The organism is Gemmata algarum (assembly GCF_034097035.1).
In the GTDB taxonomy this organism is placed as follows: domain Bacteria; phylum Planctomycetota; class Planctomycetia; order Gemmatales; family Gemmataceae; genus Gemmata; species Gemmata algarum.
In genome coordinates this window covers 1-19,853 of sequence record NZ_JAXBLV010000024.1, presented here as the reverse complement: position 1 = coordinate 19,853, position 19,853 = coordinate 1, and the positions used below count along the sequence as shown (strand labels likewise).

Annotated in this window: 13 protein-coding genes; 4 read left to right on the top strand and 9 right to left on the bottom strand. The window is 67.6% G+C overall.

Translation table 11 applies throughout. From position 1 onward, the window contains the following. Window positions 1-157 precede the first annotated feature (157 nt). Together R5W23_RS04010 and R5W23_RS04005 are read right to left on the bottom strand one after the other, a co-directional pair. Window positions 158-871, bottom strand: a complete 714-nt coding sequence (locus R5W23_RS04010) for a leucine-rich repeat domain-containing protein (protein WP_320685215.1) — start codon at window positions 869-871, stop codon at window positions 158-160. A 773-nt stretch (window positions 872-1,644) separates the two neighbouring features. Continuing rightward, window positions 1,645-5,319, bottom strand: coding sequence for a DPP IV N-terminal domain-containing protein (locus R5W23_RS04005; RefSeq protein WP_320685214.1), 3,675 nt, complete (start codon window positions 5,317-5,319; stop codon window positions 1,645-1,647). Window positions 5,320-5,556: 237 nt separating this feature from the next. On the opposite strand from R5W23_RS04005, the gene R5W23_RS04000 reads away from it, so the two are divergent. From R5W23_RS04000 to R5W23_RS03990, 3 genes are all read left to right on the top strand, one after another. After that, entirely contained in the window at window positions 5,557-6,933 is a 1,377-nt protein-coding gene (locus R5W23_RS04000; protein WP_320685213.1) for a CRTAC1 family protein, read from the top strand. A gap of 287 nt (window positions 6,934-7,220) precedes the next feature. Next, a complete protein-coding gene (locus tag R5W23_RS03995; RefSeq protein ID WP_320685212.1) occupies window positions 7,221-7,691 on the top strand; it encodes a MarR family winged helix-turn-helix transcriptional regulator in 471 nt (156 codons plus the stop codon). Further along, complete coding sequence (locus tag R5W23_RS03990; RefSeq protein ID WP_261186263.1) at window positions 7,688-9,697, top strand: alpha/beta hydrolase; 2,010 nt, start codon at window positions 7,688-7,690, stop codon at window positions 9,695-9,697. The genes R5W23_RS03995 and R5W23_RS03990 overlap by 4 nt, the downstream gene beginning before the upstream one ends. A gap of 18 nt (window positions 9,698-9,715) precedes the next feature. Here R5W23_RS03990 and R5W23_RS03985 read toward each other — a convergent pair whose 3' ends face one another. From R5W23_RS03985 to R5W23_RS03955, 7 genes are all read right to left on the bottom strand, one after another. Further along, entirely contained in the window at window positions 9,716-10,273 is a 558-nt protein-coding gene (locus tag R5W23_RS03985; RefSeq protein WP_320685211.1) for a flavodoxin family protein, read from the bottom strand. 236 nt (window positions 10,274-10,509) lie between these two features. Continuing rightward, window positions 10,510-11,316, bottom strand: a complete 807-nt coding sequence (locus R5W23_RS03980; protein ID WP_320685210.1) for a class I SAM-dependent methyltransferase — start codon at window positions 11,314-11,316, stop codon at window positions 10,510-10,512. Window positions 11,317-11,371: 55 nt separating this feature from the next. Then, window positions 11,372-11,662 (bottom strand): hypothetical protein, encoded by a 291-nt coding sequence (locus R5W23_RS03975; RefSeq protein ID WP_320685209.1) that lies wholly within the window; start codon window positions 11,660-11,662, stop codon window positions 11,372-11,374. Window positions 11,663-12,125: 463 nt separating this feature from the next. Continuing rightward, window positions 12,126-13,277 carry an HD domain-containing phosphohydrolase gene (locus R5W23_RS03970; protein WP_261186259.1) on the bottom strand — a complete coding sequence of 384 codons (1,152 nt, stop codon included), beginning with the start codon at window positions 13,275-13,277 and terminating at the stop codon, window positions 12,126-12,128. After that, window positions 13,274-14,455 (bottom strand): response regulator, encoded by a 1,182-nt coding sequence (locus R5W23_RS03965; protein ID WP_261186258.1) that lies wholly within the window; start codon window positions 14,453-14,455, stop codon window positions 13,274-13,276. The genes R5W23_RS03970 and R5W23_RS03965 overlap by 4 nt, the downstream gene beginning before the upstream one ends. Further along, window positions 14,452-17,826, bottom strand: coding sequence for an ATP-binding protein (locus tag R5W23_RS03960; RefSeq protein WP_320685208.1), 3,375 nt, complete (start codon window positions 17,824-17,826; stop codon window positions 14,452-14,454). Before R5W23_RS03960 ends, R5W23_RS03965 begins: the two co-directional genes overlap by 4 nt. Further along, complete coding sequence (locus tag R5W23_RS03955) at window positions 17,823-18,422, bottom strand: biliverdin-producing heme oxygenase (protein ID WP_320685207.1); 600 nt, start codon at window positions 18,420-18,422, stop codon at window positions 17,823-17,825. The genes R5W23_RS03960 and R5W23_RS03955 overlap by 4 nt, the downstream gene beginning before the upstream one ends. 689 nt (window positions 18,423-19,111) lie before the next feature. Between R5W23_RS03955 and R5W23_RS03950 the strand changes: the two genes are divergently transcribed. Continuing rightward, window positions 19,112-19,627 (top strand): FAD-dependent oxidoreductase, encoded by a 516-nt coding sequence (locus R5W23_RS03950; RefSeq protein WP_320685206.1) that lies wholly within the window; start codon window positions 19,112-19,114, stop codon window positions 19,625-19,627. Window positions 19,628-19,853 lie beyond the last annotated feature (226 nt).

Below are 19,853 nucleotides of genomic sequence, written 5' to 3'. Positions count from 1 at the left end.
TCCGCCGGTTGGCGCCGGGGGTCGCGTGGCGGCTGCCCGCTAAGCGTTCTCACCCCCAGAGCAACGGACGAAACGTCTGCGGCCCCAGGGAGGCACTCACCAACCGCGCACCTGTTCTCGCCTTGAGCTTGAAACGACTGGGTCGTCCTACCCGCTGTCACGTGTCGATATTGCACATTGGCAGGGCCTCATGGAGCTTCGCCACCCCCTCGTCCGTTACCTTCGTCCCGCGCAGCCAGATGGCGGTGAGATTCTTGAGTTTTGCGAGCTGCTTCAGCCCGGCGTCCGTCACGTCCGTGTAGTCCAAAACGATCTTGGTAAGATTATTGATCCCTGTCAGCTCTTTGAGCCCGGCGTCCGTCACATTCGTGTTACTCAAATCGAGGGTGTTAAGGCTCTTGAATGCTGCAAGTTCCTTCAGCCCGGCGTCCGTTATGTCCACGTCGTGTAGCAGGAGAGTGGTGAGGTTCTTGAGCGCGGCCAGCTCCCTCACCCCTTCCTTGGTCAGATCCACGCCGGACAGCATCAGCATGTCCAGGTCCTTGAGGCCCCCCAACTCTTTCAGATCCGCCCCCGTTAACTTCGGGACACGCAGGGAAAGGCTGCTGAGGTTCTTGAGCTTCCCCAGTTCCTTGATCCCGACACTTGTCACCTTCGACGAGCTGATGCCGACGTGGCGGAGCGTCTTGATCTCGGCCAGCCCTTTCAGATCCGCGTCCGTTACCCTCCGAAAACTTAAATCGACACCGACGACCTGACTTGGCGCGGTCCTGGTGCGTTCGACCTTTGCACCGATCTTTTCGAAGTACTTCGCGGCCTTGTCCTCGGCCTCGTCGGCACGCGCCGTCGCGGCCACGCAGAGCGCTGACACGGCAAACACGAGTGCGGGCGTCCTGAGCATCGGTTTCCTGGGTGAAGCGACAGAGGGGCGCAGACGCGCTCGGACCGTGAAGGGAGTGGTCCCGACGGCTTTTACCTCCCTGCGTCAGAGAGTGTCAAGTCGACCACGGGGAGGCGGGACGGCGCGGCGTGCCTCTTATCGCAGGGCGGCTCGGTGAGCTTCGTGTGTAGAAACGCCTGCCAGGCTGTGTACGCTATGAAGCAGGGTTTGACAGGATCAGACAGGACGGCAAACAATCGCAGCAAGCACGATTGATAATTGTCTCTTCGATCCTGTTCAATCCTGTTGATCCCGTCCGGCACACGCCCAGCGCCATGCCGGCGTGCCGCCTCACGAGCGCCTCGAACGCCGTTTGGTCGCCGTCGCGCGCAAACCGGCGGAGTAACTCGCGGTCGGTGTCAGCCTCGCAATCCGCCCCCACGGCCGCCCGGCCCAACAAGACGGTTCGGCTCACCCTCTTGGCATCCTCCCTGCGCACGGTTTCCTTACCGGGTGCATGTGCGCCGGCGGCCCTCTGTCTTCACTTATTCGCGGTTCAGTCGCAGCGGCGTTTCGCCCCAACGACTTGCGCGGATGTGGCGGCCACGCGCGAAGTGCCCGCCTTCAGCCAACGGACCGAACCAAGCACCTGTCCGAGATCGCTTGGCGCGGGAGCGCCGGCGGCCCGCATGGTTTAACACGTGGCCCGCCGACTACCCGAACCACCCACCTACCTGATGTCCATACGACCTAAACCACCGGCATTACTTCTCCTTCATCGTGCGGCGGATGAAGTCGAGTTGCAGCCGCGAGTAGTGCCCGCCGCCGATCCCGTGACGGGCTTGTGGGTACAGCATCAGCTCGAAGTCCTTCCCGGCCCGCTGAAGCGCGTCCACGAGTTGCACGCTGTTCTGCATATGGACGTTGTCGTCCATCATCCCGTGAACGATGAGGAGCTTCCCGGCGAGGTTCTTCGCCGCGGCCACACAACTCGACTTCGCGTACCCCTCCGGGTTCTCCTTCGGGGTGAGCATGTAGCGCTCGGTGTAGATGGAGTCGTACAGCTTCCAGTCCGTCACCGGCCCCGACGCGGTCCCGGCACTAAACGTTTTGGAGTGCGTCAGCGCGTACGCGGCCATGAACCCGCCGTAGCTGTGCCCGCTGATGCCGACCCGCTTGGCGTCGATGTACGGCTTCTCCGCGAGCCACGCCACCGCCTCTTCCAGGTCTTTGAGCTCCTGCACCCCGAGCTGCTTGTAGCACGCCCACGCCGACTTCGCCCCCTTCCCGCTCGCGCTCCGCGGGTCCACCCGGAAGGTGATGATGCCGGAGGTGCCGAGGGACTGCTCCATGACGCGCCCGCCGCCGAACTCGTCGCGCAGCGTGGGGCTGTGCGGGCCGGCGTAGGTGAACAGCCAGACCGGGTACTTCTTCTTCGGGTCGAAGTCCGGCGGGTAGGTGATCGCGCCTTCCAGCACGAACCCGTCCTTCAGCGCGATCTTCACCCGCTCGTACTTGCCGAACTTGAACTCGCCGCGCTCGCGCACCGGGTTGGTGTCGAGTTTGCGCACCACGCCCTTCCCCACCTCGCACAGGTTCGACTGGGTCGGCGTCATCGGGTCGCTGAACCGGTCCACGAAGAGCGCCCCCTCCGGTGCGAGCGCGACGCGGTGCGTTTTGCCCTTCTCCGTGAGCAACTCGGTGTCGGAGCCGAACGTCACGCGGCACAGGTCGGTGCCGGTGGGGCTGGTGAGCGCCGCGCTGAAGTAGACCGTTTTCTCCTTCGGGTCCACGCGCAGAACGTCCTTCACCTCCCAGTCGCCCTGGGTGACCGCCGCGAGCAGTTTACCCTCGGCGGAGTAGTGATACACGTGCTTCCAGCCGGTCCGCTCGCTGAGGAACAGGAAGGTGCCGTCCGGCAGCCAGCGCGGCTCGCCCGCGTCGTCCACCCACGCTTGCGTCGTCTCGCGGAAGAGCGTTTTGGGCTTCGCGGTCGGCGACTCCCACACCACGAAGTCGAGCCACGTCTGCGTGCGGTTCTGAACGTAGGCGAACACCGTGCCCGACTTGCCGCCCCAGCCCACGCGGGAGATCAGCGTCTCTTCGGGCTTGTAGGTGCCCAGGTCGAGGAAGGTCGGCTTCCCGCCGTCGGCACTCACCACACCGACCTTCACCAGCGGGTTCGGGTCGCCGGGCTTCGGGTACGCATAGCTCTCCAGCCGCCCGCCGACCGGTTGCAGGTCCACGAGGTTGAACTTCTTCACCGGGGCGTCGTCGAACCGCAGGAACGCGAGCTGTTTACCGTCCGGCGACCACCAGTAGGCCTTCCCGTTGCGGTTGAAGATCTCCTCCTCATACACCCAGTCGCCTTTGGCGTTGAACACCTCGCCGCCGCCGTCGGCGGTGAGTTTGTGCTCTTCGAGCGGCTTCTCCACGCTCACCGCGAAGAGGTTCGCCCCGCGAACGAACGCCACCCGCTTCCCGTCCGGAGAGAACGTCACGTGCTCCTTCGCGCCGTCGCTCTTGGTGAGCCGCGCCCCCGGGTTGCCGTCAAAGTACCCGATCCCGATGTCCGGCCCGATGTCGAACAGGAACGCGGCCCGGTCCGGGCTGGTGCGGAACGAGGTGCCCTTCGCGAGCCGGTCGCGGGTGGCGTTGTCGAGCCCTTTGACCGCGTCGAGCGAACTCTTGATCTTCGCCGGGTCGGTGAACGGCTCACCCTTGCCCGTCCGCGCCTTCACCTTCAGAAGCACCCCGTCCTTGACCTGTAAGAAGTGTTCACCGTCGATCCACGCCCCGGTGGTGAGCGGCGTGCCGGAGAACCCGAACGCGGACATCCCGCCGCGCCCCGTCAGTTGGGCGTCGGTGATCGGCTGGTTCGTGCGGCGCGCCTCCGGCAGCTTCGGCGCGGCGCCCAGGGCGAGCGGAACGGCGGCGGGGAGGCGCAGCACCGGGAAGTGCGTCTGGGCGCCGCCGACCGGCAGTTGCCCCCAGGTGGTCAGGCCGTCCTCGGAGCGCGGGTCGAGCAGGTACCCGGCCAGCGCGCCGAGCGGTTGCCCCGTCTTCACGACGATCGTGCCCGCCGGAACCCGGTGCGTCTCGCGGTCCCACCGACCGCTCACACTGGCCACGGTCGCGGACTGCGGTTGGCCCGTCTTCTCGACGCTCGTGACCAGCATCCGCTCCGCGTCCAGGTCCACGTCCTCGCGCAGCTCTTCGACCTGAATGCCGTGCCGCTGGAGCGTCTCGACCGCCGCGGCGCAGTCCGCGGGCACGAGGTACGCGAACGGCAGGTCCGTAAACTCGGTCGGCTCCACGCGGCCGGCGTAGTCGAGGTGGTACGCTTTGTGCGCGGCCGTCGCCACGCGCTTACCGTCCTTCTCGATTTCCTCGAAGCCCAGAACCTGCAACTTTTCCGGGAACGCTTCGGTCTTCGTCCGCACGGCGACCCGGGCGGGCTTTTCGAGCGCGACGAGTTTCGCCACGCCCTTGCGGTTCTCGGCCACCACCTCCAGGCACGCGGTCACGAACGCCCGCGTCGCGTCGATGCGCTCCTTGAACGTGGCGTAACTGTAGGACTCGCTCAGGATGCCGAGCCGCCCGCACAGCGCGAAGTACTGGATGCTGTACCGCGGCGTGGCCGGGTACGTCTCCCAGCGGGTGCGGTCGGGACTGAAGTTGCCGTAGGGCGCGATGTCGAACCCGGTCGCGTCCTTCACCTTCTTCGTCACTTCCGGGAACAGGGTGCCATCGGCCCACTTCGCGAGGTCGGACGACGAGGGGTAGCGCGGGCCGTCGTAGGTGAGTTTGAACCGGTGCTTGCTGCCGTTGGTGGTGTGGCAGTCGATCACCACCGCCGGGTTCCACTCGTTCACCAGCTTGATGAGCGCCCGGATCTCGGGCGACTCCAGCTTCACGAAGTCCCGGTTGAGGTCGAGCTTTTGTGCGTTGGCCCGGGTACCCGCGCCCTCAATGGGGCCGTTGTCGCCCAGGCGGTTCTTGGGGTCGATCTTCTCGTTCCCGTCGGCGTTCAGGTTCGGGACGAGCACGAGCACCAGGTTCTTCAGCAGCGGGTGGTCGGTGCGGTCCGTGAGGTCGCGGGCGAGGGCGAGTAGCGCCTCTTTGCCGTCCACCTCGCCGGCGTGAATGTTGGCGAACGCCAGCGCGACCAGCTTGCCCGACTTCTTCGCGTCCTCGGGGGTCGCGACCCGCGTGTCGGACAGCACGAGGTACGGCAGCTTGCGGCCCTCGTGCGAGGCGCCGAAGTAGCCGAGCCGGGCGACCGGGCCGCGCGCCGCGACCGCTTCGCAGAAGGCCACCACGTCCGCGCCGCGCGAGGTGGCCTTGTAATCGGTCTTCTCCGCGACCGTTTGTAGCGCCTGCGCGCGGGCAGCCGCCGGCGCCGCGAGTGCGGCCAGCAAGGCGAGGGTCCGGGTCATTGAAACGTTCTCCCGACTGGTGCGTGCTGAGAAGTGTACCGAACCGCGAGCTGTCGCGGAGGGCCGGGAGAGGTTCTCACGTTTTAGCGACCCGCAACGGCCCGGCGACGGGCGACGGCAGTCCAACGGAGAGGCGCAGTTCGCCCCAGAACCCGTTTCCCACTTGCGCTTTGCAGTTCATGAGTTACGGTTACAAGTGTTGCGTACTCCGTCGCGCGGGTTCCGATGTTCGAGGACGTGTCCCACCTGATCGCCGACAATCCGCCGGGGTTCCACTACGGCGCGGCCGTGGCGGACCTCGACCGCGGACGGCTCTCCTTCGTCGTCGCGGGGTTCGCGGGGCCGAACCGGTTGCTCTCGTGGTCCGGAGGGGCGCTGCGCGACGCCGCTCCGGCCGAGCTGGCCGACCCGGACGGGCCGGCCGTGGGGGTGGCGGCCGGCGACCTCGACGGCGACGGGCGGGAGGAGCTGTACGTCCTCAACTGCGATTCGTTCTCCGGAGCCAAGGCGGTCGCCGACCGGCTGTTCAAGCGCGGCCCGGACGGCACCTGGGAGGACCTGTTCGATTGGCCCGCGAACCGGGCGACGCGGAACCTGTCGTCGGGCCGGAGCGTCGCGGTGCTGGACCGGCGCGGGGTGGGCCGGTACGGGTTCTTCGTGGCGAGCCACGGGCGGCCGATGCGCCTGTACGAGCTGAACCCCGCCGGCACACTGGTCGATCTCGCGCCGGCGCTGGGGCTGGCGCGCATCGGGGGCGGGCGCGGGGCGCTAGCGTTGCCCCTCTTCGGCCCCCACGTCGATCTCTTCTGTGCGAACGAGCGCGGCCCCAACTTCGCCTTCCGCAACCTGGGCGGCGGCACGTTCGAGGAGCTCGCGGCGCCGCTCCGCTTGCGCGACTGCGAAGAGCACGCCCGCGGGCTCACCGCGTTCGACGCTGGCGGCGAGTTCGGCCTCGCCTGGGGCAACTGGGACGGCCCGCACCGCCTGATGGCGCGAGCCGGCGACCACTGGAAGGACTTCGCCACCCCCGGGTTCGCGTTCCCGTCGGCGGTGCGCACGGTGGTCGCGGCCGATTTCGACAACGACGGCAACGACGAGATCTTCATGAACCACCTGTGCGAGCCGAACCGCGTGTTCCGGGTGGCGAGCGGGTGGGCACAACCCGAATCCGGACCGGCGCCCGGCGTCACGATGCTCGACGCCGGCGCCGCCCTGGACCCCGACGGGTACGGCACCGGGGCGGCCGTTGCCGACATCGACGGGGACGGGGTGCTGGAACTGCTCGTTTCACGCGGCGAAAAGGCCGCACAGCCGCTGGGCGTGTTCAAAGCCCGGGCGGCGCACCCGAACTGGCTGCGGGTGCGGCCGTTAACGCGGTTCGGGGCGCCGGCCCGCGGGGCGGTCGTGCGTGCGGAGTACGCCGGCCGCGTGCGGGTGAAGGGGATCTGCGGCGGGAGCGGCTACTTGTGTCAGATGGAACCGGTCGCCCACTTCGGGTTGGGGGACGCGACCGCCGCGGAGCGCGTGACCGTGACGTGGCCGGACGGGGCCGCCGTGGTGCTGCTGAACCCCGGCGGCAACCGTGTGCTCACGGTGCCCTACCCGCGGGGGTGAAGTGAAATGCGGAGGCAGCCGCAGCCGGGCGTCCCATCTTCTGCGCGAAAATTTGTAGCCGGAGCTACCAGCGCAAGCACCCGAAGCATCAGCACGCGACCGTTCAGCAGTCGTCGGGGGCGCGCTCTCACTTTTTTCTCATTGGCGGCGACCTCTGGCAGCCAATTAACATCCCCACAATCGTGCGTAAACGCACGAAGTCGGACTTCTCCCCTGTTTCAATCTTTAGAAACGGGGAATGGTCTCCGAGTTCGCCCGGGATTCGGTTTCTCAACCTCGTCGTCACCATGACCGACGGACACGAACTCGCCATCGCTCTCCGCGCGGCGTACTTGGCCCTCCACCGTCGGTCGGAGGCGGCGTTTGCGGCACTCGGCGTCACCGCCGACCAGTTCGTCCTGCTGGCCGCGCTCGACCGGGGGGACGCCCTCACCCAGCGGGAGCTGGCGCGCCGCATGTCGTCCGACCCGAGCACCGTGCGGGCCATGCTCGTGCTGCTGGAACAGCGCGGGCTGGTCGGACGGGACGCGCACCCGACCGACGCTCGCGCGCGGACGGTGGCCCTCACGGCGGAGGGGAAGAGTGTGCTCCGGCAGCTCTGGGCCGCGGGCGAGTCGATCCGGGCGCAGATGCTCGGCGGGCTGCGGCCCGAAGAGGCGAGCACACTCGTCGCATTCTTGACCCGCGCCGCCCGGGGGCTGACCCCCGAAGCGGCACCCGGCCCCCCGATCTCTCACTCTCCCGAGGACCAACAATGAACGAACGGATCTGGGCACTCGCGGCGTGGGCCGCAGTGGCGTGCGCGGCCGTGCCGGCACTGGCGCAGCCGCCCGATGGCAAGCGGGACGCAGCCGCGGAGAAGCTCCTGGCGCCGCCGGAGGGGTACGACAAGAAGCGGGACGGGATCGAGCGGGGCAAGGTGGAAACGGTCGAGTACGACTCGAAGACCGTGGGCAACAAGCGGAAGATGCTGGTGTACACCCCGCCCGGGTACAAAAAGGACGGCTCGTACCCGGTGCTGTACCTGCTGCACGGCATCGGCGGCGACGAGACGGAGTGGAAGCGGGGCGGCGCGCCGGAAGTCATCCTCGACAACCTGTACGCGGACAAAAAGGCGACGCCCATGATCGTCGTCATGCCCAACGGCCGGGCCCAGCCGAACGACCGGGCGGAGGGGAACGTGTTCGCCCACGCCAAGGCGTTCGAGGCCTTCGAGGGCGACCTGCTCAAGGACGTGATCCCGTTCGTCGAGAGGACGTACCCGGTGAAGAAGGACCGGGAGGGCCGCGCGCTGGCCGGGCTGTCGATGGGCGGCGGGCAGTCGCTGAACTTCGGGCTGGGCAACCTGGACACGTTCGCGTGGGTCGGCGGGTTCTCCTCGGCGCCGAACACGAAGAAGCCGGGCGACCTCCTCAAGGACCCCGCCGACGCGGCCAAGAAGCTGAAGCTGCTGTACGTGGCGTGCGGCGACAAGGACGGGCTCTTGCGGGTGAGCGAGGGCGTCCACAAGATGCTCGACGAGAACAAGGTGCCGCACGTCTACCACGTGATCCCCGGCGGCGCGCACGACTTCAAGGTGTGGAAGAGCGACCTGTATCGCTTCGCGCAACTGGTGTTCCGCGGGCAGGAGAAGAAGGAGCCGCAGCCCGAGAAGAAGGCGCCGGGCGAGGGGCGGCCCGCCGCCACCAACACCGGCAACGCCGCCTACCCGCGGGTCCACGCCGACGGGCGGGTGACGTTCCAGTTGAGGGCGCCGGACGCCAAGAAGGTCCAGGTGTTCACCGGCTACGGGCTGGGCAGCGGCGGGCCGTGGGACATGACCCGCGGCGCCGACGGGGTCTGGGCGCTGACCTCGCCCCCGGTCGTCCCCGGGTTCCACTACTACGCGCTCGTCGTGGACGGCGTGCGGGTGAACGACCCCGGCAGCGACACCTTCTTCGGCACCGGCCGGCCGACGAGCGGGATCGAGATCCCGGAGGCGGGCGTCGACTTCTACCACGCCAAGGACGTGCCGCACGGCGAGGTCCGCTCGCGCTGGTACACGTCCAAGGTCACCGGCCAGACGCGGCACATCCTGGTGTACACCCCGCCCGGCTACGACGCCGACGCGAAGACGCGGTACCCGGTGCTGTACCTCCAGCACGGGGGCGGCGAGGACGAAACGGGCTGGGTCAGGCAGGGGCACATGAACTTCATCCTGGACAACCTGATCGCCGAGAAGAAGGCCGTGCCGATGATCGTGGTCATGGAAAAGGGGTACGCCACCCGCGCGGCGGGCGCGCCCCAGCCGGCCGGCCCCGGCAAGGGCGACCCCGGGGTGTTCGACGACGTGGTGACGAAGGACCTGGTCCCGATGATCGACGCGACGTACCGCACCAAAACCGAGCGCGAGTCGCGGGCCATCGCGGGGCTGTCGATGGGCGCCGGGCAGGCCTTACGGACCGGCCTGACGCACCTCGACACGTTCTCCGCAGTCGGCGCGTTCAGTGGGGTCGGTAAGGTGGACCTCAAGACATCGTTCGGCGGCGTGTTCGCCGACCCCGCCGCGTTCGACAAGAAGGTCGCCCTGCTGTACCTCCACTCGGGAGACGTCGGCCTGGACGAGGGCATCCACAAGAACGCCGAGGCGCTGTACGAGGGCCTCCGGACGGCCGGGGCCAAGAACGTGGCGTTCGGCGACAAGAAGGGCCTGGGGCACGAGTGGCAGACGTGGCGGTACGCCTTCCACGAGTTCGCCCCGCGGCTGTTCCAACCGACGAAGTGACCCGCGACGCTGCCGGGCTCACCCCGGCAGCGTCCGTGATTCCGGCTTGGCGAGCGGGTGCTGCTCTTTGCGCCCGTCGGCCACCACCGCAACCCACTCGGCCAGCCGCCGCCCCAGCAGCACGCAGCCGCTCTTCACCTCTTCGTCCCGCGGCTCGCGGGCGGCCACCGCCCCGTAGTGGCAGGTGGTGATCTTCCCCGCGTAGTCGGTAACGCCGAACACGAGGAAGCCGAAGTTCATCAGCACCATCTGGAGCGACTGGCACGCGATCTCGGCCCCGCCGCCCCACCCGCCGCTGGACGAGAACGCGCACGCCACCTTGCCGTCGACCTTGCCCCAGTGGTCGAACATGGTCTCGTCCCAGAACCGCTTCATCTTCCACGACAGCACGCCCATGTTGGTCGGACTGCCGACGGCCAGTCCGTCGCACCAGTACACATCTTCCGGAGCGGCGGCGTCCACCTCGCGCAGCCGGACCTCCGTCCCGGGGATCAGGGCCGCCCCGTCCGCAACCAAGCGGGCCATTGCCGCCGTGTTCCCGCTGGCCGAGTGGTACAGCACCAGGACTTTTCCCATCGACATCTCCCGACGGCGCCGGGCGGCACCGAACGTTACGGACCGATCATGCAGGCTTCGTTACAACGGAACGCGATATAAGGGGAATGGTATCGGCGGGGGCGGAACCGGCTGCAAGGGGCCGGACCGAGATCCGGCGGCTCGATCGACCGCGGCTGAGCGCGGGGCTTCTCCACGTTGCCCTTGCGGCCGGTGCTCCGGCGGTGACGATCCGATTCACGGCCGGGGGCCGAACTCTACGTCGCGACCGGTGAGGCTGTCTCGGACGGACGGGCCAAATAGACCGCATTCAGGCAAACCAACTCAACATCCTCCCGGTACAGCGAATCATCGCTGTCAGGGCTGGTCACCCGATCGAACACTTTTTGCAAATCGCGTGGCAGGTGTGAGCGCACGAAGGATCTCAGGTACCCGAAGTGATGGGTAAGAAAAGCGGCCGTGGACGAGTCGAAAGTTGCCGTCCGGTCGAACGGGTACGTGACCCGCCGGACCGACTTGAACCCGGCCTCTTTGAGCACTCCGCGGAGCCGCCGGGCCGGGGACATCTTCACCGCGTCGCCGTACTCCTGCTCGGTCGCCGCGCGGACCGCCAGCGGGAGCGCCGCTTCCAGTTCGACGGGCCAGGGCAGCAGCACACGATGGAACTCGTCCACTTCCAGAATCGCCACCACCCCGCCGGGCTTGACCACCCGGAACATCTCCCGGACGGCACGCTCGGGGTCCAAACTGATGAGGCTTTGCGCGCACCATATCAAGTCGAACGTGGCTCGCCCGAATGGGAGCTGGTAAGCGTCCGCCTTGAGCACCTCGGCCCCGACGCCGACAGCGTTTCGGGTACTCTGGAGGTACTCGTCGTTGGAATCAACGGCCGTCAACCGCCCGCGGAAGTGCTCCACGAGCCGGCGCGAGTAGAACCCGTTGCCGCAGGGCACGTCGAGCGCGCGCCCCCCGGCGGGGAGCGCGTCCACGATGCCGTACAGTTCGGCGCGGAACGCTTCATGAAACGATGACTGGTAGGCGTCGTAATCGGGAGTGTCTGACATTGCAGGGTGGGTAGAAGTAAAAAGCCCGGTACAGCGGCACCGGACCGGGAGGCGGTCAGGAGGAGTGCACGCGGTCAGAGCCCGCGACTTTAACGATCTTGTTGTAGCCCCCGAGGAGCATGAACGGGGCCACCCACTGGCTCACGAACTGCGCCCCCTCCTTGCGCCTGAGGCAGCGGAGCGTGAGCGCCCCGACGACCGACGCGCCGGCCGCCCAGAGAAACCAGTCGGAGGGCGCTTGCGCGGCATAATGCTCAATCCCGCGGGCTACACGGCCCTCGGACTGCTTCTCGGCCCCACGGGTCTGGACACGGCCGGTTGGGTAATTAACTGTTGCGGCTGCCATGATGATTCTCCCGTGTGTGAAGGCGGTGCCCCGTGGTGCGGAATAAGCAATAGGAGCAATCGCGGTGCCGGATGGCGTTTGCGGCCGTGGGGCGGTGGTTCCTGTCGAACATCCGGTGACGTGAGAGATGTGTTAACTGTTCCGGCGCGTGGATTGCGGGAATATGAGATTGACTTGCGCCGTTTCGTTACAGGGTGAATGGCCCCTTTTTGATGAGAGTTTTACCCGGTCGGCGGCCCAAGTAGGGAAGCAAGTTGGTCATGATGTGCGCCGGGGCTATCGGGCGCCCGTTCCAGGCGCTGGTCAGCCGACCTGACGAGCACCTCGCCCACACCGGCACGGCCCGGGGCCGCTCCGCCAGCTCGCGTGCCGAAAGATTCGCGCCCCACACCTGCTTGCCCAGCAGGGCTGGTTAAGTGGCGAGTTGTGCTCTTGAGGCCTGTTCCAAAAACGTTTTCGAGAATCAACAGGGCCTGCTGAGGGACGTAAACACGCGGAGCCGGCTCGCGATGTGTCCGCACGCCACTGACGCTGCGAGCCGGTGTCGGAGCGGCTCCGTGATCGGATTCCCGCGGCTGAGCAGAAGGACGCCCGCGTTGCTGTGCAGGTCCTCGGCCAAAACATCACCCACGATCAACTCGCCCACATGCACCTCGCGCACCTCCGGGCACACAGTCCGACACAGTACAGTTCGGAATGCAGACAGCACCTCGGGGTCGTACCGCCCAGGCGCGGCGCCTAGATGGCCTATCGCTTCGCGCTCAGGCAGCCCCCGCCCCAGAAGCGTGTCGAGCTGAAACGCAGCCGTGAGTATCCGCGCGCCGAACGGGATCGCCGGCCCGCACTTCTCCAACGTCGGCCCAGGCGGGGCATCGAACTCTTTGTCGAGGTATGCGATGATCTCCTGGACTACGTCCAAGCGTGGGATGTGCCTTAAAAGATGTCGGGTCGTTTCTGGAACCGCGTCAAGTTGGCTCTGAGCCTCCGGCGGGAGTGATGCGCCCCGGCTGGCGGCGCTCAGCACGGCTTCGGGCACCGCGACGCACCCAAGCTGAGACAGGACCGCGGCCACGTCCACCTGCCAGCTCCCGGCCTCGGGCATCTCGCCAGCGAGCCGGCGCACAAGACCCTGGACCCGCACGGCACGCCCAAACGCAAGTGGATTCGCCAGCGCTAGCACCTCGCCGAGCACCTGCACGCTCCCGCGCAGGGTGCGCTCGAGCAGCTCCCGCTCCGCGGTAACCAGGCGGTATTGGGCCGTCGCGCTGTCCAAGGCGCCGGTGAGCGCGTCGGTCGGGCATGGCTTCGTGAGAAACCTGAAGATACCTCCGCGGTTCACCGCCTCGATCGCGCTATGGAGGTCGGCGTAGCCGGTGAGCAGCACGCGCACCGTGTCGGGGTGGCGCTCCCGCACCCGCGCGAGGAACTGCGCCCCGTCCATGTTCGGCATCCGCATGTCGGACACCACGACCGCGAACGGGCCGCGCGCCGCGAGCACGTCGAGCCCCTCGGCCCCGCCGCCCGCGGTCTCGACCGAGTACGCCTTGCGCAACTGGCGCGTGAAACCGGCCAGCACGTTCGGCTCGTCGTCCACGAACAGAATCTTTTCGCTCACAGCCCCCCCCCCAAGTCCGCGGAGAGGGTCGCCCACGCCGGGAGCCGGTCGCCGAGCTCCAGCCGGTTCAGGTACGCGAGGTCCGGCCCGCCACCATCATCCGGGTACAGCAGCGACGCGGCGGCGTGTACCGCGGTGACCAGCCCGAACCGGTCCGCCGGCCTCCCCCCCGGGTTGTGGTGCCAGGCGACCGCCTCGACAATCGACGACGGCACCCCCCAGAGCCCGAGCAGGTACGCCCCGACGGTCGCGTGGGTGGCCCCGAACGCGTCGGCCTCGGCCGACACCAGCATGGCCCCGGCCTGGACCCGGCGGAGCACCTCCACGTACGCCGCCGGCTCGACGCAGGCCAGGATCAGGCGCCCGATGTCGTGGAGCGTGCCGGCCGCGGGGGCTAGCCCGCCCCACGCCGCGCGGGGCGCCTCGCGGTTCACGATCCGGGCCGCGAGCAGCGCCACCGACTCGCTGTGCGGCCACACGTCGCTCACGCTGAACGGGTGGATCGAGCGCGCGTCGAACGCGGTCAGTACCCCCTCCGCGAGGATCAGCGCGCGGACCATCTCGGCCCCGATCCGGGACACCGCCTCGAACGCGCAGTGGGTGGGCCGGGTGCTCCCGAACAGGGCCGAGTTGGCGAGCTGGATCAGCTTCGCGGACACCCCCGCGTCCCGGGCACAGATGTCGGCCAGTTCGGAGAGCGAGTAGTTCGGCTGCTCCAGCACCGCACGGATCCGGGCGTACAGGTCGGGCCGGCTCGGCACGCTCTGGAGCCGGCCGGCCAGGGCGCTCAGCCGGGGGCTCAGTAGCAGCCCGCGGAGGGCGAACGCCTGCTGGATGGCGACCCGCAGCTCGACCGGGTCGCACGGCTTGGTGAGCACCCGGTGCGCGAGCGAGGTGACCCGAACCATGGCCTCCCGTGTGCACTCCCCGCTGAGCACGATCCGGACCGTCTGCGGGTGCCGGGCGCGGACCTCGGCGAGCAGTTCGTCGCCGTTCATGCCGGGCATCCGCATGTCGGACACCACCACGTCCGCCGGCGCCTGATCCAGGGCCGCCAGCGCGGCCGGGCCGCCGGTGGCGAACCGCATGTCCCACTCGCGGCGGAACTCGCGGAGCGTGCGCCGCAGCCCGTCCAACACGTTCGGCTCGTCGTCCACGAACAGAACCTGCAAGCTCATGTGCCCCCCCCCGATGCGCTGGGCGAGCGGCCCCCGTCGCGCGTGCCGAGCAGCTCGGCCGAAGTCAGGCGGGTGCCGTCCCGCGGGAGCTGCACGATGAACGTGGTGCCCTTGCCCGCCTCGGTCTCGAACGTGACCGCCCCGCCGTGCTGCTTCACCACCACCGCGTGTGCGATGCTCAGCCCCTGCCCGGTGCCCTGTCCCACCGGCTTGGTGGTGAAGAACGGGTCGAAGACCCGGTTCCGGATGCCCTCGGGGATCCCGCACCCGGTGTCGGAGATGCGCACCTCGACCACGTTGCCCACGGCCCGCGTGCTGACGGTGACGAGCCCCTTCCGACCGCTCCCCCCGTGCGCATCCTTGACCGCGTGCGCGGCGTTCACCAGGAGGTTCAAAAACACCTGATTCAGCTCCCCGGGGAGCCCGTGGACTGGGGGCAAATCGGGGGCCAGGCGGGTCTCCACTTCGGCCACGTACTTCCACTCGTTGCGGGCCACGGTGATGACCGTCTCGAGCGCCCGGTTCAGGTCCAGGGGCACCTTCTCGACCGCCCCGGGGTGAGCGAACTCCTTCATCGCCTTAACGATCCGGGCCACGTGCCGGATCCCTTCCAGGGTCTGCCCCAGGGCACGCGGTGCCTCGGTCAGCAGGTAGTCCAGGTCGGCGTCCGCGGCGGCGGCGTCGGCGAGCGCCCGCGCCCCCGGGTCGTCGCCGGCGCTCCGGTACGCGACGATCACCCGGCTCAGGTCGCGGAGCGCGTCGCCGATGAACCCGGTGTTGTCGCCGATGTACTGAATCGGGGTGTTGATCTCGTGCGCGATCCCGGCCGCGAGTTGGCCCACCGACTCGAGCTTGTGCGCCCGCCGCAGCTCCTCCTCGAGCATCTTCCGCTCGGTCACGTCCTGACCCAGCACGAGGCACCCGCAGTGCTCGTTGCGCTCGGTGATCGGGTAGGCGGTCAGCGACAGCACCCGCTCCCGCCCGTTGGCGGCGAGCAGCAGGTCTTCGAGCTTGTGCTCGGTCGAGCCGCGGCACCCTTGGAGGAACCGCTCGCGGTCCCCGTCGCGGGCCCACCGGAACGGGCACGCCTCGAGGGCCCGGCCGACCACCTGGCCGGCGGTCGCCCCGAACACCGCGGCCGCGGTGTCGTTCCACCGGGTCACCCGGCCGGCCAAGTCGACCGAGATCAGGATCGAGGAGATCGCGTCGAGCAGCCGGTTGTTCTCGCGGTGCGAGGCGATCAACTGTTCCTCGGCGCGTTTCCGCTGGACGAACAGGGCGACCTGCCCTCCGACCGTGTCAAGCAGGCGCACCATCTCGGGGTCGGGCTCGCACTCGGCGCGACGCATGAGCTCCACCAGCCCGAGCACCTCGACCCCGAGCCGGAACGGGACCGCCAGCTTCCCGCGCACGTGCGGCGTGTCTTCCGACGCCGGCCGGGACCAGTACGCCCGGCCGGTGGCCCACACCACCCCGGGGAGCCCGCGCCCGCGCGCCGGGAGGGTCGCCCTCACCTCCTGGGCGAGAGCGGCTAGGTCCGGCCCGGCCCGGTGCCAGACGCCCAGGCAAGTCAACTCGTGACCGCCGCGGGTCGGCTCCCAGAACACCCCGAGGTCCCACCCGTTGAACTCGCAGATCGGGCGGAGCAACTTTTGCGCGGCCTCGGCCAGGCTCGCCGACGAGTCCAACGCGCAGCCGACAGCGTACTGGGTCCGGAGCCGGTTCTCGGCACGTTCGCGCTCGCGGATCGAGCGGTTGAGTTCCGCGTTCTCCTCGGCCAGGCGCGCGGCCCCGCTGGCCAGGAGCTCCATCACCATGAGCCGGAACTGGGCCGCGGCGGCCATCTCGGCCGCGAGCCACGGCGCGGACCGCCCCCGGACCGACTCCTTGAAGAGCTCGAAACTGGCCCGCGGCGTGAGCCGCGGGCCGTGCGGGCCGACCACCGTCGGCTTTTCGTACGGATTCCCGGCCCACTCGACGGTGCGCACCCGCTCGGACCGGAACCAGTACATCCGGTTCCGCAGCCCGGCCCGCGACAGCGGCACCACCAGCACGCCGCTGGCGACCCGGGAGAACCCCGCCGCCGGCGGGTACTCGTGGGGCAGGCAGTCCGTGGCGAATAGCGGGTGGGTGAGGGACTCGAGCTCCTCACGCCCGGACAGCCAGTCGTCGAGCTCGTCGAGCTCGCGCTCCGTCGGGGTGTCCCCAACACGCCACCAGCGCCCCTGGTGGAACACCGCCGCCCCGTCCGAGCTGATCCCGTCGAGCAGGTTCGGGGAGCCCTCGGTGAGGGGCGACAAGCTCTCGACCGCAACAGCGCATGCTATCAAATGCTCGTGCGCTCGATCGATAGCCAGTCGGTACCCCAGGTACTCCCACTCGCCGACGGCGGTGTGCTGGAGGGAGACCACTTGGGCCAAGAACGCGCACGCGTCCCGGCACCGGGCCGACACATGGTGCGGCCCGGTGTAGTGGTGGCAGGCGATCAAGCCCCACACGTCCGGGCCGCTCCGGATCGGCATCGTCAGGGTCGCCGTCACCCCCATATTGCGCAGGTACTCGGTGTGCATCAAGGACACGCCGCGGAGCGCGCACGCGGTCATGTCTAAAGGCCCGCCGCCGTGCGGGTTCGTCAACGGTACCATCTCGGCGAGCGGCTCGGAAACGTCCGAGATCGGGCGCACCCACAACTTGCGGAACACCTCGCGGGCGGGCCGTGGGAAGTCGCTCGCCGGGAAGTGGAGCCCGAGCCAAGCGGTCAGGTCGGCCCGGCGGCTCTCGGCCAGTACCTCGCCGTTGCCGTCGGAATGGAATCGGTACACCATCACCCGATCGAACTTGGTGAGCCGGCGCACCTCCTCGGCCACCAGATCGCCGAACGCTTTCAGCGTCGGAGCCGATTGGAACAAGGTCAGCGCTTTTTTGATCGCGGCGACGTAGTCCGGTTCCGCCCCCGCGGAGCGGCCGGTGGCCTCGAACTCGATCACGGCCACCCCACCGGCGGTGTGCACGGTGGCGTCGAGCGCCCCCGCCGGCGCGGGGTGCGTAAACACGAAGTGAGGGCTACGCTCGGTCGATTCGTTCGCCAGTGTCGCTCGGACCGCGGCTTCGGCCGGTGCGCCGATTAGGTCGCTCACCGGAAGCCCGATCAGATTCCCCGCCGAGCGCCCGAGGATCCGATCCGTGTTCTCACTCGCCTGGAGGACCGTGAGGTCCGTCGGGCGCAGCGCCAGAAGCGCGCCGTGACCTTGGATGCACCCGGGGGTCTGGACCGGCTCGCTGTCGCAGTTCTGGACGGTCACCCCGTGCCGCTTGATGCTGTACGGCTGGCCGGCCCACGGTAACGATTCGGGCGAGTGGTACGGACTCACACTATGCCTCCTCGCTCGCACCACTGCCGCAACGTGACGAACGTGTCGCGCGCAGCAGCAACGACTCGGTCCTGGGTCGCTCCATCCCGCGCGTACCCAGTCAGAGTGGTGCCGAACGCGCGCCACATATCGCCGGTCCGCTCGCCGTACCCGTGGAAGAACCGGCACCCGGTCGCAGGGGTCAGCCTGAGTACGTCGCGTGCGTGCCGGCAAATGATTTGACCGCCGAGGGTTGCCCCCTCAAGCACATACAGGCACCCCAGCCCGTCTGCCGTGTGCGCGATGTGTGGTACGTCGGCACACAGAGGCAGTTCGGCACTTGCGCCCCCGAGCGCGCTGATATCTTCCGCGAGTAGGTGCGATTTGGTCCTGTCGTGCGGTGACAGACTAGGTTCTGACCAGTCGCCGAACTCGCAGATCACATTTTCGAGCGAACGATAGTATCCGTAAAAAATATCTAGAACTTTCCGATAATAGACGATATCTAGTGTTGCATTGAGAAGGTCGATCGCGCGCGCCGCGGCGCTGTGCTCGGCACGCGTCTCCTCCCTCAGCCGAACCAGTATCGAATTTGGCTCACACAGGGGCGATTTCATACGCGACCTCGCCTCAAATCAAAACGGGTTTCAACCGCAAACGACTGAAACATTAGTATTTTTTTGCCCAAACACAAGAAACAAAACGATAGCGACAAAATCGGCGGTTGCCCCGATAGGCCCTGCAGAGCGGAACACGCACGCCATATCGCAAAATTAAATTAACAAAAACTTTTTTCTTACATTAATTATACAGTAAAATAATATTTAATCATAATCACTATCACTTAACAGTTAACTTTTGCGACATTATCTTACTGCCGGCAAGTCAAGGTATGATGCAGGCTTATGTCGGGATTCCCTGACAAAAGGAGTATCGGTCAGCTTTTGCGTTTTTGCAAGGAGTTTCATTTAGAGTCAGTTCCATCGGATCACAGAGACCGCTTCTGGAGCCTTCGCTTGCACTGGAACCACTCGCCCCGGCGACGCGCCATCGGGTGTGGCGCGACTGGCAGCACCTTTCTGTACTTCACGCGGCCACGAGTGAGAGCTCGGTGGCGGGTACATCGGGTTGGAACTGGTGCAGGCGTTCCGCGGTTCGGGACTCGCGTCACGGTCGTCGAGCGGAACCAATCGCTCGTTCACCGCGAAGGCCCGGACGTGTCCGAAGCGATAGCGCAGCTGCTCGCGGGTGAGGGCAATGGTGTTTTGACCGGCACGGTCCTCGATCGGGCACCTCGGGCGAGTCGGTGCGTCTGCGGGGGAGGCAGGTCGGTTCGGCGGTCGAGATCGAAGGCTCGCATTTGCTGGTCGCGGCCGGGCGCACGCCGAACACGGACGGCTTCGGCCTCGAAACCGCAGGCATCGAACGCGACGCGCGCGACTTCGTGACGGTGAACGAGCGCCTCCAATCCAAGGCCGAAGGTGCGTGGGCGAGCGGCTGCGCGGGTCGCCCGCAGTTCACGCACATCGCGTTCGATGACTTCCGCATCGTCCGCGACAACATCCCCGGCGGCAATCGCACCACAACCGGGCGGCAGGTGCCGTCGTGCATGTGCACCGATCCCGAACTGGCTCGGATCGCTCTGAACGGGCACGCGGCGAAGGAACGCGGGTTCGACGACCGACTCGCAAAGATTCCTATGACGGCCGTGCCGCGCAGCCGAACACGTTCCGAAGAACGCGGGTCCCTCAAAGCGCTGGTCGCGACCGACGGTAGTCGCATTCTCGGCTTCACGACGTTCGGTGTGGGGCCGGCGAGGTGATGGCCCTCATGCAAACCGCAATGACCCCGAGGCCGTCCTGTACGAACCTCCGCGATATGGTTCTGACGCATCCGACGATCAGCGAAGGCCTCGTCGCACTTTAACCCGGCCCTGCCGAGCAGAGCGTGATCAAGCGAAAGGCTAGAAGTACGCGAGAAACAGACATGGCGTGTCTCCGTTCGGCCGGAGGCGAGGGGAGTTGCGTCCGAGAAATAGAAAAGCGGGG